18 protein-coding genes and 1 pseudogene are annotated in these 13,345 nt (G+C 65.9%); 2 read left to right on the top strand and 17 right to left on the bottom strand.

The window, feature by feature from the left end; all coding sequences use genetic code 11:
- The 17 genes and pseudogenes from VF643_RS11285 to gap all read right to left on the bottom strand — a co-directional run.
- Positions 1 to 188 (bottom strand): annotated as a pseudogene (locus tag VF643_RS11285) (NAD(P)H-dependent oxidoreductase subunit E); the annotation flags it as partial.
- A 288-nt stretch (positions 189 to 476) separates the two neighbouring features.
- Positions 477 to 1,712, bottom strand: coding sequence for an NADH-quinone oxidoreductase subunit D (locus tag VF643_RS11280; RefSeq protein WP_331043483.1), 1,236 nt, complete (start codon positions 1,710 to 1,712; stop codon positions 477 to 479).
- Positions 1,709 to 2,569 carry an NADH-quinone oxidoreductase subunit C gene (locus VF643_RS11275; RefSeq protein ID WP_331043482.1) on the bottom strand — a complete coding sequence of 287 codons (861 nt, stop codon included), beginning with the start codon at positions 2,567 to 2,569 and terminating at the stop codon, positions 1,709 to 1,711. The genes VF643_RS11280 and VF643_RS11275 overlap by 4 nt, the downstream gene beginning before the upstream one ends.
- 166 nt (positions 2,570 to 2,735) lie before the next feature.
- A complete protein-coding gene (locus tag VF643_RS11270; RefSeq protein WP_414713849.1) occupies positions 2,736 to 3,299 on the bottom strand; it encodes a NuoB/complex I 20 kDa subunit family protein in 564 nt (187 codons plus the stop codon).
- The gene (gene ndhC / locus VF643_RS11265; RefSeq protein ID WP_331043481.1) at positions 3,290 to 3,664 is read right to left on the bottom strand and encodes an NADH-quinone oxidoreductase subunit A; all 375 of its coding nucleotides are present in this window, start codon (positions 3,662 to 3,664) and stop codon (positions 3,290 to 3,292) included. The genes VF643_RS11270 and ndhC overlap by 10 nt, the downstream gene beginning before the upstream one ends.
- Before the next feature lie 266 nt (positions 3,665 to 3,930).
- Positions 3,931 to 4,743: an inositol monophosphatase family protein gene (locus VF643_RS11260; protein ID WP_331043480.1), complete on the bottom strand. Its 813-nt coding sequence runs from the start codon at positions 4,741 to 4,743 to the stop codon at positions 3,931 to 3,933.
- Between the two features lie 151 nt (positions 4,744 to 4,894).
- On the bottom strand, positions 4,895 to 5,458 hold the full coding sequence (efp, locus tag VF643_RS11255; RefSeq protein WP_331043479.1) for an elongation factor P: 564 nt from the start codon (positions 5,456 to 5,458) through the stop codon (positions 4,895 to 4,897).
- A 35-nt stretch (positions 5,459 to 5,493) separates the two neighbouring features.
- The gene (locus VF643_RS11250; RefSeq protein ID WP_331043478.1) at positions 5,494 to 6,072 is read right to left on the bottom strand and encodes a M23 family metallopeptidase; all 579 of its coding nucleotides are present in this window, start codon (positions 6,070 to 6,072) and stop codon (positions 5,494 to 5,496) included.
- Entirely contained in the window at positions 6,069 to 7,070 is a 1,002-nt protein-coding gene (locus tag VF643_RS11245) for a L,D-transpeptidase family protein (RefSeq protein ID WP_414713848.1), read from the bottom strand. The genes VF643_RS11250 and VF643_RS11245 overlap by 4 nt, the downstream gene beginning before the upstream one ends.
- Positions 7,071 to 7,146: 76 nt before the next feature.
- Positions 7,147 to 7,827 carry a thiamine phosphate synthase gene (gene thiE / locus VF643_RS11240; RefSeq protein WP_331043477.1) on the bottom strand — a complete coding sequence of 227 codons (681 nt, stop codon included), beginning with the start codon at positions 7,825 to 7,827 and terminating at the stop codon, positions 7,147 to 7,149.
- The gene (locus tag VF643_RS11235) at positions 7,820 to 8,299 is read right to left on the bottom strand and encodes a hypothetical protein (protein WP_331043476.1); all 480 of its coding nucleotides are present in this window, start codon (positions 8,297 to 8,299) and stop codon (positions 7,820 to 7,822) included. The genes thiE and VF643_RS11235 overlap by 8 nt, the downstream gene beginning before the upstream one ends.
- 11 nt (positions 8,300 to 8,310) lie before the next feature.
- A complete protein-coding gene (locus VF643_RS11230) occupies positions 8,311 to 9,225 on the bottom strand; it encodes a class I fructose-bisphosphate aldolase (RefSeq protein WP_331043475.1) in 915 nt (304 codons plus the stop codon).
- A gap of 14 nt (positions 9,226 to 9,239) precedes the next feature.
- A complete protein-coding gene (locus VF643_RS11225; RefSeq protein WP_331043474.1) occupies positions 9,240 to 9,566 on the bottom strand; it encodes a type II toxin-antitoxin system PemK/MazF family toxin in 327 nt (108 codons plus the stop codon).
- A complete protein-coding gene (locus VF643_RS11220; protein WP_331043473.1) occupies positions 9,563 to 9,823 on the bottom strand; it encodes a ribbon-helix-helix domain-containing protein in 261 nt (86 codons plus the stop codon). The genes VF643_RS11225 and VF643_RS11220 overlap by 4 nt, the downstream gene beginning before the upstream one ends.
- Before the next feature lie 50 nt (positions 9,824 to 9,873).
- Complete coding sequence (locus VF643_RS11215) at positions 9,874 to 11,061, bottom strand: phosphoglycerate kinase (protein ID WP_331043472.1); 1,188 nt, start codon at positions 11,059 to 11,061, stop codon at positions 9,874 to 9,876.
- A gap of 13 nt (positions 11,062 to 11,074) precedes the next feature.
- Positions 11,075 to 11,482 carry an MOSC domain-containing protein gene (locus VF643_RS11210; RefSeq protein WP_331043490.1) on the bottom strand — a complete coding sequence of 136 codons (408 nt, stop codon included), beginning with the start codon at positions 11,480 to 11,482 and terminating at the stop codon, positions 11,075 to 11,077.
- Between the two features lie 61 nt (positions 11,483 to 11,543).
- Positions 11,544 to 12,551 carry a type I glyceraldehyde-3-phosphate dehydrogenase gene (gene gap / locus VF643_RS11205; RefSeq protein ID WP_331043471.1) on the bottom strand — a complete coding sequence of 336 codons (1,008 nt, stop codon included), beginning with the start codon at positions 12,549 to 12,551 and terminating at the stop codon, positions 11,544 to 11,546.
- A 128-nt stretch (positions 12,552 to 12,679) separates the two neighbouring features.
- On the opposite strand from gap, the gene VF643_RS11200 reads away from it, so the two are divergent.
- Together VF643_RS11200 and VF643_RS11195 are read left to right on the top strand one after the other, a co-directional pair.
- Positions 12,680 to 12,865, top strand: coding sequence for a hypothetical protein (locus VF643_RS11200; RefSeq protein WP_331043470.1), 186 nt, complete (start codon positions 12,680 to 12,682; stop codon positions 12,863 to 12,865).
- Entirely contained in the window at positions 12,865 to 13,170 is a 306-nt protein-coding gene (locus VF643_RS11195) for a cell division protein ZapA (RefSeq protein WP_331043469.1), read from the top strand. The genes VF643_RS11200 and VF643_RS11195 overlap by 1 nt, the downstream gene beginning before the upstream one ends.
- The last annotated feature ends 175 nt before the right edge of the window (positions 13,171 to 13,345 follow it).

Below are 13,345 nucleotides of genomic sequence, written 5' to 3'. Positions count from 1 at the left end.
GTGCTGGTTTCCTCGCCGACCTGCCGCTGGGCGAGATCGAGGAACGGGATCGACGCCGATTGCTCGCGGCCCTTGGGGTAGCGGCCGAGGATCTCGTTCGCCTTGCGCTGATTCTCTTCGGACCAGCGGAAGTCGCCCCAGCGCGCGCGGGTCTCGGCCTCGTCGGGGATGTGGATTGCGTCAGCCATTTCCGTTTCCATGCGATGGTGCCGCTTGGCCTGCCAAGGCGCCGAGTGCCACCACTAGCCCAACGAGGATCGCTGTTCCCCAGATTGCAAACGTTGAAGCGGAGATGGTCCACGCCACCGTGAAGGTTGCGAAGAAGCCCGCGATTAGTGCCACTACGCCCGCAACCGCCGTAGCAACCAGGAAGCCTGTAGTCACTGGTTGACCCGATCTACGGCTCCAAACGACGATAGTACCTACCGCCGTCAAAGCCGGAACAATGAGTGTTCCAATCGTGTCGGAAGCCTCGCTCACCGGTCACACTCCCCAAACACGATATCCATCGCCCCCAGAATAGCCGTCGTATCCGCCAGCATATGCCCCTTCGCCATGAAGTCGAACGCCTGCAGATGCGAAAACGCGGTCGGCCTGATCTTGCAGCGATACGGCTTGTTGGTTCCGTCCGCGACCAGATACACCCCGAACTCCCCCTTGGGGCTTTCGGTCGCGACGTACACGTCACCCGCGGGGACGTGATAGCCCTCGGTATACAGTTTGAAATGATGGATCAGCGCCTCCATCGACTGCTTCATCTCCGCGCGCTTGGGCGGCACCACCTTGCGGTCGAGCGATGCGATCGGCCCCTCGGGCATTTCGGCGAGGCATTGCTTCATGATCCGCGCCGACTGCCGCACCTCCTCGACCCGCACCATGAACCGGTCATAGCAATCGCCGCGCGTGCCGACCGGCACGTCGAAGTTCATCTTCGCATAGACGTCATAAGGCTGCGACTTGCGCAGATCCCAGGGGATGCCCGCCGCGCGGATCATCGGTCCCGAAAAGCCCCAGGCGATCGCATCGTCGCGGCTGACCGTGCCGATATCGACGTTGCGCTGCTTGAAGATGCGATTGTCCGCGACCAGCGAGATCGCATCCTCGAACAATTGCGGCAGCCGCGTGTCGAGCCAGTCGCCGATATCGGCCAGCAGCTTCAGCGGCACGTCCTGATGCACCCCGCCCGGCCGGAAGTAGTTCGCGTGCATCCGCGCGCCGCTCACGCGTTCGTAGAAGTTGAACGTGTCCTCGCGCAGTTCGAACAGCCACAGGTTGGGCGTCATCGCGCCTACGTCCATGACGTGGCTGCCCAGATTCAGCAGATGGTTCATGATCCGCGTCAGTTCGGCAAAGAACACCCGCAGATATTGCGCCCGGACCGGCACCTCCAGATCGAGCAGTTTCTCGATCGCGAGCACGAACGTATGCTCCATGCACATCGGCGAGCAATAATCGAGCCGGTCGAAATACGGGATCGCCTGCGCATAGGTCTTGTATTCGATCAGCTTCTCGGTGCCGCGGTGGAGCAGGCCGATATGCGGATCGACACGCTCGACGACCTCGCCGTCCAGCTCCATCACCAGCCGCAGCACGCCGTGCGCGGCGGGGTGCTGCGGCCCGAAGTTGATCGTGTAATTCTGGATGGTGACGTCGCCCGCCTCCGGATCGGCAGCGTCCTGGCGGTGCAGCACCTCGTCGATATATTCGCTCACTGGTTCTGCCCTCCGGTCTTTTCGGCGCTGGAGCCCGGAATCACGTCCGGATCCGCGGGCTTGGGGCCACTCTGCGGCCCGTTCCTGCCCACCCCGGTCTCGGCGGTGCTCTCAGCGGTCTTGCCATAAGGCTGGCTCGGCGCCCCCGGCGCCTGCGTGGGCGAACGCGCCGCTCCCGCCTTCTGGAGATCGTCGGCCTTCAACGGGGTCGGCGCGCCTTTCGCCTCGGGCAACGCACCCTTCTCGTCACCGGGCAGCACATAGGCGGCGCCTTCCCACGGACTCTGGAAATCGAAGTTGCGGAAATCCTGCGTCAGGCTCACCGGCTGATACACCACGCGCTTATGCTCTTCCGAATAGCGCACTTCGGTATAGCCCGTCATCGGGAAGTCCTTGCGCAGCGGATGGCCGCGAAAGCCATAATCGGTCAGGATGCGTCGCAGATCGGCATTGCCCGAAAACAGCACGCCATAGAGATCGTAGACCTCGCGCTCCAGCCACCCCGCCACCGGCCACAGCCCGGTCACCGACGGCACGGGCTGCACGTCGTCGGTCTGCACATGCACGCGGATGCGGTGATTGCGGGTCAGCGACAGCAGGCAATAGACGACCTCGAACCGCTCTACGCCGCGATCGGGATAATCGACCCCGGCGATCTCCATCAGCTGCTGATATTCCAGCCCCGGCGTATCGCGCAGCGCGGCCAGCGCATCGACCAGCGCATCGCGCCGGACGTGCAGCGCGACTTCGCCGACCCGGTCGATCGCATCGAGCAATGAGGTGCCGAGCACGCCGCGCGCCCGGTCGATCGTCTCGCCGTTCAGGTCCGCGGCGTAGGCGGGTGCGGGTGCTCTCACAGCCCAGTCCTCCCCAAGCTCGCTTGGGGAGGGGGACCGCGACGCGAAGCGTCGTGGTGGAGGGGCCGCCGCAGATGCAGCGCTCGTGGCTGCCCCTCCACCACTCGGCTATCGCCGAGCGGTCCCCCTCCCCCCGCTGCGCGCGGGGAGGACTGACATGCCCCCCTCACCGTTCGATGCTCCCGCTACGCCGGATCTTCCGCTGCAACTGCATGATGCCGTACAGCAGAGCCTCCGCGGTCGGCGGGCAGCCGGGGACGTAGATGTCCACCGGCACCACGCGGTCGCAGCCGCGCACCACCGAATAGCTGTAATGATAATAGCCGCCGCCATTGGCGCACGATCCCATCGAGATCACGTATTTCGGCTCGGACATCTGATCGTAGACGCGGCGCAGCGCGGGCGCCATCTTGTTCACCAGCGTGCCCGCGACGATCATCACGTCCGACTGGCGCGGCGACGCGCGCGGCGCGGCGCCGAACCGCTCCAGGTCGTAGCGCGGCATGTTGACGTGGATCATCTCGACCGCGCAGCACGCCAGCCCGAACGTCATCCACCACAGCGACCCGGTTCGCGCCCATTGGAACAGGTCTTCGGTCGAGGTGACCAGGAAACCCTTGTCGGTCAGTTCGCCGTTCAGCCCGTCGAAGAACGCCTGATCGGGCGCGATGACCGTGCCTTCGGGATTGTTGACCAGGCCGATCGGGCCGGAATGTGCCTCTACTCCCAATCCAAAGCTCCCTTCTTCCAGGCGTAGACCAGGCCCAAAGCCAGTTCGCCGATGAAGATCATCATGCTGATCCAGGCGGTCCAGCCCAGCGAAAATACGCTGACCGCCCAAGGATATAGGAACGCCGCTTCGAGATCGAAGATGATGAACAGGATCGCGACCAGATAAAAACGCACGTCGAACTGACTGCGCGGATCTTCGAACGCCGGAAACCCGCACTCATATTCGCTCAGCTTCTCAGGGGTAGGCTTGTGCGCCCCCGTAGCCCGCGCGACGATCATCGGCAGGAACACGAACGCGCTCGACAGCAGCAGCGCCACGCCGAGGAACAACAGGATCGGTAGATAGTGCGACAGATCGACCAATTGGCTTCTCGCAGGTGCGAACGGATGGTGACCGCTTTAGGCCGGCCCCCGGAGAGGGGCAAGGTACGATGGGGTGAGAATCACTCGCAAAAAGGCTTTCCCGCTGTCCTACAGGATCGCATCGAGCCTATGCGGATTGGCGCTCTTTCCCATTGCCAGAACACCGCGCCGGCCGCCGCCTGCCTGCGTCATCCGCCCGGAACTTCTCCGTCGCCGCGGGGTACGTTCCCGCAGGAATTCGCGTTACCTTCGTTACCTTCCGGCCTCTAGCGCAGCGCGCCTGCGACCAGCTTGTGCAGCTTGGAATGGAGTGCGTCATTGGCAGCCAGGAACTCGTTGCGCTCGATCGGCTTGTCGCCGCCGCGGAAGTCGGTGACGAAGCCGCCGGCTTCCCGGATCAACAGCATCCCCGCCGCCACGTCCCACGGCTTCAGGTCGGATTCCCAGAACGCGTCGTATCGCCCCGCCGCCAGCCACGCCAGGTCGAGCGACGCCGCACCCAGCCGCCGGATGCCCGCCACCTGCGGCGCGATCGCACCGAATATGCGGCTCCACTGGCTGAAATCGCCGTGCCCCAGGAACGGAATACCGGTGGCGACCAGCGCCTCCGACAGGTCGCGCCTCGCCGATACCCGCAGCCGCTCGGACTGCACCCAGGCGCCGCGGCCCTTTTCGGCCCAGAAGCTCTCGTCGGTCAGCGGCTGATAGATCAGCCCGGTCGTGATCTCGCGCTTGCCGTTCGGCATCGGCTCCTCGACCGCGATCGAGATCGCGAAATGGGGAAGGCCGTGCAGGAAGTTGCTGGTGCCGTCGAGCGGATCGACGATGAAGCGCGGTTTCGCAGGATCGCCCGCGATCTCGCCGCGCTCCTCCATCAGGAAACCCCAATCGGGCCGTGCCTTGGACAGTTCCTCCCAGATCGTCTGCTCGGCGCGCTGGTCCGCCATGCTGACGAAATCGGCCGGCCCCTTGCGGCTGACCTGGAGCTGCTGGACCTCGTTGAAATCACGCCGCAGCCGCGGCGCAGCCTTGCGTGCGGCACGTTCGATGACGGTGAAGAGGCCGGAATGGCTGGGCATGAGTAATGCTTCCAAAACCCCTCTCCCTTTGGGAGAGGGAGGGGCCCGCCCGGCGCAGCCGGGTGGGAGGGTGAGGGCGGGTAAAGAGCCCCTGCCCTCACCCGACCTCGCTACGCTCGGCCACCCTCTCCCGCCGGGAGAGGGATGAAGATCAATCCGCGCGCCTTACATACGTCTGCTCGTACACGTCCACCACGATCCGCGTCCCCGCCCCGATATGCGGCGGCACCATCACGCGGACACCATTCTCCAGGATCGCCGGCTTGTAGCTCGACGAGGCGGTCTGCCCCTTCACCACCGCGTCAGCCTCGACGATCATCGCCTCGATCGTGTCGGGCAGCTGTACCGAGATCGGCCGCTCGTCCCAGAGTTCGAGCACCACGTCCATGCCGTCCTGCAGGAAGGCGGCCGCATCGCCGAGGATACCCGTGTCCAGCGTGATCTGCTCGTAATTGTCCTTGTCCATGAAGGTCAGCGCGTCGCCGTCCTTGAACAGGAACTGGAAATCCTTGGTGTCGAGCCGGACCCGCTCGACGCTTTCGGCACTGCGGAAACGGACGTTGTTCTTGCGGCCGTCGATCAGGTTCTTCAACTCGACCTGCATATAGGCGCCGCCCTTGCCCGGCTGGGTATGCTGGATCTTGACCGCGCGCCAGATGCCGTTCTCATACTCGATGATGTTGCCGGGACGAATGTCCACGCCGCTGATCTTCATGGGATACCTGCTGGAAAGAGCTTGAGCGCCGCGCTCTACTCCGGCATCCGGCCTGTCGCAAGCAGCGGGTAGGGATTGATCTCCTCCCCCTCCCACCAGCGCTGTCCCGGTGTGACCCGGGTCAGGCCGAAATGCAGGTGGTAATTGCCGGCCCCGGCATCGCCGGTATCGCCGACATAGCCGATCCGATCACCCGCCTGCACCCGCAGCCCCTCACGCACCCCGGCGGCATACCCGGCCAGATGCGCATAGTAATGGCGCCATCGTCCGTCCGCCGATCGCACGTAGAGCGTCGTGCCGCCACGCTCGCTCTGGAAGAGTTTCTCGATCGTTCCCGCCGCCGCAGCGACCACCGGGGTGCGCGCGGGCGCCGCGATGTCGGTGCCGTGATGCCCCCGCCCCTCGCTGCGAGTATCGCCCCAACTGTCGCTGATCGCCGATCGACCCACGCCGGCGACCGGGATCATAAGTTCACCGGGCAGCGGCACCGACGGCGCCGGCCGCGCCGCTGCGCGCTCGACCGGTGCGGTCGCGGTGCCGAAGCTGGTCATCGCCAGGAACGCCGCCCCGGCAAGGACGATGATCCCGAGGATGAACCAGCCCAGCCGGTTCACGCCTTGAACACGGCCTTCGTGCCAGGCTTTATCATCATCGCCAGCCGCGCGGCGTCCCAATTCGTCAGGCGGATGCAGCCGTGGCTCTCGGCGCGGCCGATCGTCTCTGGGTTCGGCGTGCCGTGGATGCCGTAATGTTCCTTCGACAGGTCGATCCACACCACGCCGACCGGGCCGTTCGGGCCGGCGGGGAGCAGTTCCTTGTCGTCGCCCTTCTTGGCATCCCAGAACAGGTCGGGATTGTAATGGAACTTGGGATTATAGTCGGCGCCGTAGATCTTCCACGATCCCAGCGGCAGCGGATCGTGCTCCGATCCCATCGTCGCGGTGAATTGCGCGACGAGCTTGTCGTTGGCGTCCATCACCCGCAGCACGCCGTCCGACTTGTCGACGACGACGTGATCGGCCTTGGGCTGCCGGGCATCGACGTTGAGCATGGCCAACGTCTGCCGCCAGTCGGGGCGCAGCGATCCGTCATATTCGCGCGAGGCGGGCAATACATTCGGCACCACGATCTTGGAACCCACCGCGATCCGCGTGACGCCCGGATTGAGCGCGACCAGCACCGCGGGCGTCGTGTGGAACATCTCCGCCAGCTTCTCCAGCGGCCGGCGATAGGCGAGCGATGGCAGCTTGGCCTGCTCGCCATAATCCTTGGGCAACGGGTTGACGTAGGGGCCGGCCATCATCGCTTGGTCCAGCGTCACGCGGGCGGTCGGCCGCTTCTGACGATAGGGATAGAGCGCGCGGAGCGTCGCGGCGTCCGGCTTGCCCGTCCGCGGCAGCCCTTTGGCCTCCTGAAAACCCTTCAGCGCTGCGACGAGAGACTGGCCGCCCTTGCCGTCCAGCACGCCGGGACCAAAACCGAGCATGTCGAGGATCACCTGGACATGAAGCACGTTGCGGTCAGGCACCGCCGCGGACTTCTGCGCGGGCTTCTGCGCGATCGCGGCTCCCGGCATCATGACGGCAGCGGCAAGGACAAGGGACATTCGCATAAGGCAGGCTCCAGAACGGGTACGCTGGAGGGGCAAACGGATCAGCCTGCCGTTGTTTCCCTGCCGGAACGAGCCATCACGCCAAGGCGGTGGCAAAGGCGCGAACTGCCGCGGCCTCATCCCCGCTCCAGACCGCATGGCTCGCTGCGACGAAGTCCGCACCGGCGTTGGCCAGCGCCGCTGCATTCTCCGGCGTCACCCCGCCGATCGCGACACAGGGGATCTCGAACAAAGTCGCCCACCACGACAGCAGCACAGGCTCGGCCCGGTGTGCCACGATCTTGGTCGTCGTCGGAAAGAAGCTGCCGAACGCCACGTAATCCGCCCCGCCCTCCCCGGCTTCCATCGCCAGATGACGGCTGTCGTGGCACGTCACGCCGATCTGCGCCTCGGGTCCGAGCTCCGCGCGCGCCTCGCGGGGATCGCCGTCATCCTGCCCCAGATGCACGCCGTCGGCCCCTAGCCGCTTGGCCAGGGAAACCGAATCGTTGACGATGAACGCCACGTCGGCATCCGCGCATATGCGTCGCAGCGGTTCGGCCAGCTTCGCCGCGTCATGCTGGTCGACCTCCTTCACCCGAAACTGAAACGCCGCCACTGGCCCCGCCGCCAATGCACGCACCAGCCTGTCCGGAAAGTTCCCGCCGACATCGAGCGGCGAAACGAGGTAGAGCTGACACGGTGGCCGTCGCACGCTGCGGGTGAACGATTCGGCGAAATCGGGGTCGAGCGGGCCGAGGGGATCGTCTTCAATCATGCCGCTGCCCTAGCGCCTCTATGGCTTCGGCGAAACCGGCGGGATCGTCGAGGCGATGCGCGACGGCACGAACCGTTCTCCGCCCGATCCGCTGCGGCTCGCGCAGTTCGAGAACGACATTGGGGTAGGCGATCAGCGCCATGTTCAGCACGTCGCGCTGTTTGAGCGTTTCGGCGCTCCAGCCGCCGCGCAGACCCGCCACGTTCGCCGCAGCGACCTGCGCCGCTCGGAACCTCCCGACGCGCATCGTGACTCCATCAGGTCCGACGATCACCGGCAGGTTCGGGAACGACCGTATCATCGCGATCAGCCATAGGACGCTGCCGCCGGTAACGAGGGAGGCCGCCGCCGCGATCCACGGACGCCAGAACGCCAGCAATCCGTGGACCACGACCAGCTCCACCGACGACAGCCCGACCATCACCCACAGCATCGGCGCGACCGCGCGGGCGTAGGTGAAGGTGCGGACCACCGGTGCGCCGCTTATTCCTCGCCCTTATAAATCGCCACCAGCTTCGCGAGCATGGCCAGCGCCTCGTCGCGCGGGCGCTGGAAGGTGTTGCGGCCGATGATCGAGCCGTTGCCGCCGCCGTCGCGAATGTCGCGTGCTTCCTGATACACCGCGTCCGATCCCTTGGCCGCGCCGCCCGAGAACACGACGATCCGCCGTCCTGCAAAGCTGGCCTGGACGACATGCTTCACCCGATCCGACTGCTTGGACCAGTCGGTGCCTTCATAGCATTTCTGCGCGTCCTTCTGGGCGATGAAGGCGGTCGGCAGCTTCACCTTGATGATGTGCGCGCCGAGCAGCGCGGCCATGTGTGCCGCATAGGCGCCGACATCGAGGGAGAGTTCGGCCTCCTTCGACAATTCGCCACCGCGCGGATAGCTCCAGATGACGGTCGCGATGCCGACCGACTTGGCTTCTTCGGACAGTTCGCGGATTTCCTCCATCTGCTCGAAGATGTTCTCGCCGCCCGGATAGATGGTGAAGCCGATCGCCGCGCAGCCCAGCCGCAACGCATCCGACACGCTGCCCGTCACCGCCTGGTCGACGCTGGTCGCCCAGCTGTTCGAGCTGTTGACCTTGAGGATCGTCGGGATCTGCCCGGCGAACGTGTCGGCGCCCGCCTCAAGCATGCCGAGCGGCGCGGCATAGGCGCTGAGTCCAGCGTCGATCGCCATCCGGTAGTGATAATGGGGATCATACGCCGCCGGATTGATCGCGAAGCTGCGCGCGGGGCCGTGTTCGAAACCCTGATCGACCGGCAGGATCACCAATTTGCCGGTGCCGCCCAGCGCCCCGTGCATCAGGATGCGCGACAGATTGGCCTTCACCGCCGGGCTGGTGGCTTCGTATTTGTCGAGAATGGCCTTTACGGCCGGTGTCGTAATCATGAGAACCTCATCAGTTACAAGTCGAGCCAATTCTTGAGCGACCGATCGACCCGCCGCATGATATCGTCCGGCAGGGCACCGACCCGCTGGCCGATGCTGGTGCGGCGGACCGTGGTGATGCGATCAATCTCCACCTCGCCATCCGTATCCAGGCCCGTTGCCGCTGCCGCCTGCACCGGCACCCGAATGCGACCGATCCCGACAGGCTGGGTCGTGATCGGGCAAAGCGTCACCGTGGCCGCGGCGTTCAGAGTCCAATCACCCTGTACGACGACATAAGGACGAGGTTTGCCCGTGAACTGCCCCTTTGCCGCAGCGATTACGACGTCACCACGCTTCATGCCGCGCGTGGCGGCGCCAAAGATTGATCCTCGTCGTCGGCAAGGTCCGCCGCGAATGCTTCGAGATCGTCCATATCATCGTCCCCGGCCCGTGCCGCGATCAGGCGCAGTTCCCGGTCGCGCTCCAGATCGTCACCCGTCTGATCCAGAAAGCGACGGATCGCCTCTCGCACGACATCGCTCGCCGAACGCCCATGCTCACGCGCGATCCGCCTGACCCGCTGTTCCAGTTCTTCTTCGAGTCGGAGACCAATCATCGGAGCCTCTGTTGAACGTGTTCAACACATAGGCCGGCACCGGTTATGCGTCAACGCATCAACGCCGCCACCCCCGGCAACTCCCGCCCCTCCATCCACTCCAGAAACGCGCCCCCCGCGGTCGAGACGAAGGTGAAGGCGTCCGCCACGCGTGCATGATTGAGCGCCGCGACCGTATCGCCCCCGCCCGCGACCGAGACCAGGCTGCCGTCCTGGGTCAGCGCCGCCGCGGTCTTGGCGAGCGCGACCGTCGCGGTGTCGAACGGCGGCGTCTCGAACGCGCCCATCGGGCCGTTCCAGACGAGGGTGCGGCAGGTTTTCAGCACATCGCCCAGCGCCTCGACCGCGGCGGGGCCGACGTCGAGGATCATCTCGTCGGCGGCGACCTCGTGGACGTTGACGGTGCGGGTCGCCGGATGGGGCCTGAACTCCCTTGCGACCACCACGTCATAGGGCAGATGGACGGTGCAGCCCGCGCGCTCCGCCGCCGCCAGGATTTCGTCGGCGACGCTCGCCAGGTCATGCTCGCACAGGCTCTTGCCGACGTTCACGCCGCGCGCCGCCAGGAAGGTATTGGCCATGCCGCCGCCGATGATGAGGTGATCGACCCGGCCGACGAGATGCTTGAGCACGTCGAGCTTGGTCGACACCTTGGCGCCGCCGACGACCGCCGCGACCGGGTGCTCGGGCGAACCCAGCGCCTTGGCCAACGCCTCCAGTTCGGCCTCCATCGCGCGGCCCGCAAAGGCGGGGAGCCGGTGCGCGAGGCCTTCGGTCGAGGCGTGCGCGCGGTGCGCCGCGGAGAAGGCGTCGTTGACGTACAGATCGCCGAGCGCGGCGAAACGATCGACCACGGCGGGATCGTTCTTCTCTTCGCCACCGAAAAAGCGCGTATTCTCCAGTAGCGCGATATCGCCGGGCCGCAGCGTCGCCACCGCCTCGGCCGCACCCTCCCAGTCGATGTAGCGGACCGGGCGGCCGAGCACCTGTTCATAAGCCTTGGTGACCAGCGCCAGCGACAGATCGGGGGTCGGCGCCTTCGGCCGCCCGAAATGCGCCAGCACCAGCACGATCGCGCCACGGTCGGCAAGTTCGGTGACGGTCGGCACGCTCGCGCGCAGCCGGGTGTCGTCGGTCACCGCGCCCTCGGCCATCGGCACGTTCAGATCCTCGCGCACCAGCACGCGCCTGCCCGTGATATCGCCCATGTCGTCGAGCGTCCTGAACGGCTTGGTCATCTTCTGCGGTCCTTCAAACGTCGATTTCGATGCGGTCGCCGATCGCGATTTCGCCGCCCGCCCTCACCCGCGCGCAGGCCCCGCCGCGCCAATCGGGCACCAGCGCGGCGAACAGCCCGGGCGCAAGGGCATCCATGCGGCTACACGGATCGCATTCGCACGTGATTTCCAGCACCACGGTCGCACCGATCCTCAGCCGCGTGCCGGGCGTCTGCGGCAAGTCCAGGCCATCGACCAGCAGGTTGGCACGCCGCGCGAACCACGGGGTATCGACGCCGAGTTCGCGCGTCGCCGCGTCCCAATCGCCGCGCTCGATCAGCGTCACCTGCCGCCGGCCACGCCCGCCCGGCTTCACCAGCCCGCGCAAATCGCCGTCCAGCCCGCCATCGAGCGTCACCGTGACGCGCTCAAGCGTCTCCATGCCCCCGCGCGGGCGCGCATGCCGCGCGATACCGGCCAGCGTGCCCGCGCCGCTCACCGCGTCAGAGGAACTTCGCCATCGCGGTCGCGGTGTCGACCATGCGGTTGGAGAAGCCCCATTCATTGTCGTACCAGCTGACGACGCGCACCAATTTGCCGTCGATCACCGCGGTCTCCAAGCTGTCGACCGTGGATGATGCCGGCGTGTGGACGATGTCGATCGAAACCAGCGGCTCGTCCGAATATTCAAGGACACCTTTCAGCGGCCCGCTCTCCGATGCCGCCTTCAGCAGCGCGTTCACTTCGTCGCGCGTCGTGTCGCGCGATGGCGTGAAGGTGAGATCGACCAAGCTGCCGTCGGGCACCGGCACGCGGATCGCCGAGCCGTCGAGCTTGCCCTTCAATTCCGGCAGCACTTCGCCGACCGCACGCGCGGCGCCGGTCGTCGTCGGGATCATCGACATCGCCGCGGCGCGCGCGCGGCGCAGGTCGGGGTGGATCTGGTCGAGGATCTTCTGATCGTTGGTATAGGCGTGGATCGTCGTCATCAGCCCGCGCTCGATGCCGATCGCGTCGTTCAGCACCTTGGCCACCGGCGCCAGGCAGTTCGTGGTGCACGATGCGTTGGAAACGATCGCGTGCTCGGCAGTCAGCTTGTCGTGATTGACACCATAAACAACGGTCAGATCGACGCCCTTGCCGGGCGCGGAAATCAGCACCTTCTTGGCGCCTGCGTCGATATGCTTCTGGCACGCATCCTTATCCGTGAAAAAGCCCGTGCATTCCAGCACCAGATCGACGCCCAATTCGGCATGCGGCAGTTTCGCAGGGTCGCGCTCCGCCGTCACGCGGATGCGCTTGCCGTCGACAACCAGGTCATTGCCCTCGGCAACCGCGGTGCCCGGCCAACGGCCATGGATGCTGTCGCGCGCGAAGAGCCAGGCGTTCGACTCGGCATCCGCCAGATCGTTGATCGCAACCAGCTCCAGCTCGCCCCCGCGCTCCAGCATCGCGCGTGCGACAAGGCGGCCGATGCGCCCGAAGCCGTTGATCGCTACCTTGACCGTCATTGCGCGCTCCCGTTTGAAAAGTCGCGCGAGCCTTTCGAGCGCGCATGCCCCCCTGTCAACCACACGCGTCGGCGCAGTTGCCCCAATGCGGGCTTGCCGCGGTCGGGCAGGATGCTATCGCACCGCCGATGGACAGGAATTCGTCATCGGCAGTCGACCGTATCGATGCCGCCATCGCGCGGATCGAGACGCAGATCGCGGCGCGCGCCGCGGCGGGCGATGCGCTCGCCCATCGTCATGCCGCGTTAAAGGCACGCATGGCCGAAGCGGTCGCCGCACTCGACGACGTCATCGCGCGCGAGAGTGCCGCCTGATGGCCGAGGTGACACTTTCGATCGGCGGACGCGCGTATGCGGTCGCATGCCGCGACGGCGAAGAAACCCGGGTTCGCATGCTCGGCGAAATGCTCGATTCGCGCTGGACTTCCGCGGCGCGCGTCGCGGGGGGAAGTGCGGAACGCGCAATGCTGCTGATCGCGCTGATGCTCGCCGACGACCTGGACGAGGCGCAGCGGCGCCCGCCCCAAGGCGCAGCAGTGAGCGAGGACGCACTAGGCCGCATCGCCGATCGTCTCGAATCGTTGGCTGCAGCCCTTGAGCAGCCGCCTTCGACGTCCTAAATAGGTTGCGGCGGGTTCTGCCCGGTACGAGCCTTTATTATCCCTGAGGCTATTCATCATCCAAAGGGGGCTGTCCCTGCCCGGATCCTGGTCCGACGTATATGGTCCCCACCTGACGTACCATGCGTCAGTGGATAACCCGGCACACGGCCAAGGCGGTCCCGCCACCCGCCCC

The sequence above is a fragment of the Sphingomonas sp. genome (assembly GCF_036387595.1).
Lineage (GTDB): Bacteria > Pseudomonadota > Alphaproteobacteria > Sphingomonadales > Sphingomonadaceae > Sphingomonas.
The sequence above is the reverse complement of the archived record's forward strand: the minus strand, read 5'-3'. Positions and strand labels throughout refer to the sequence as shown.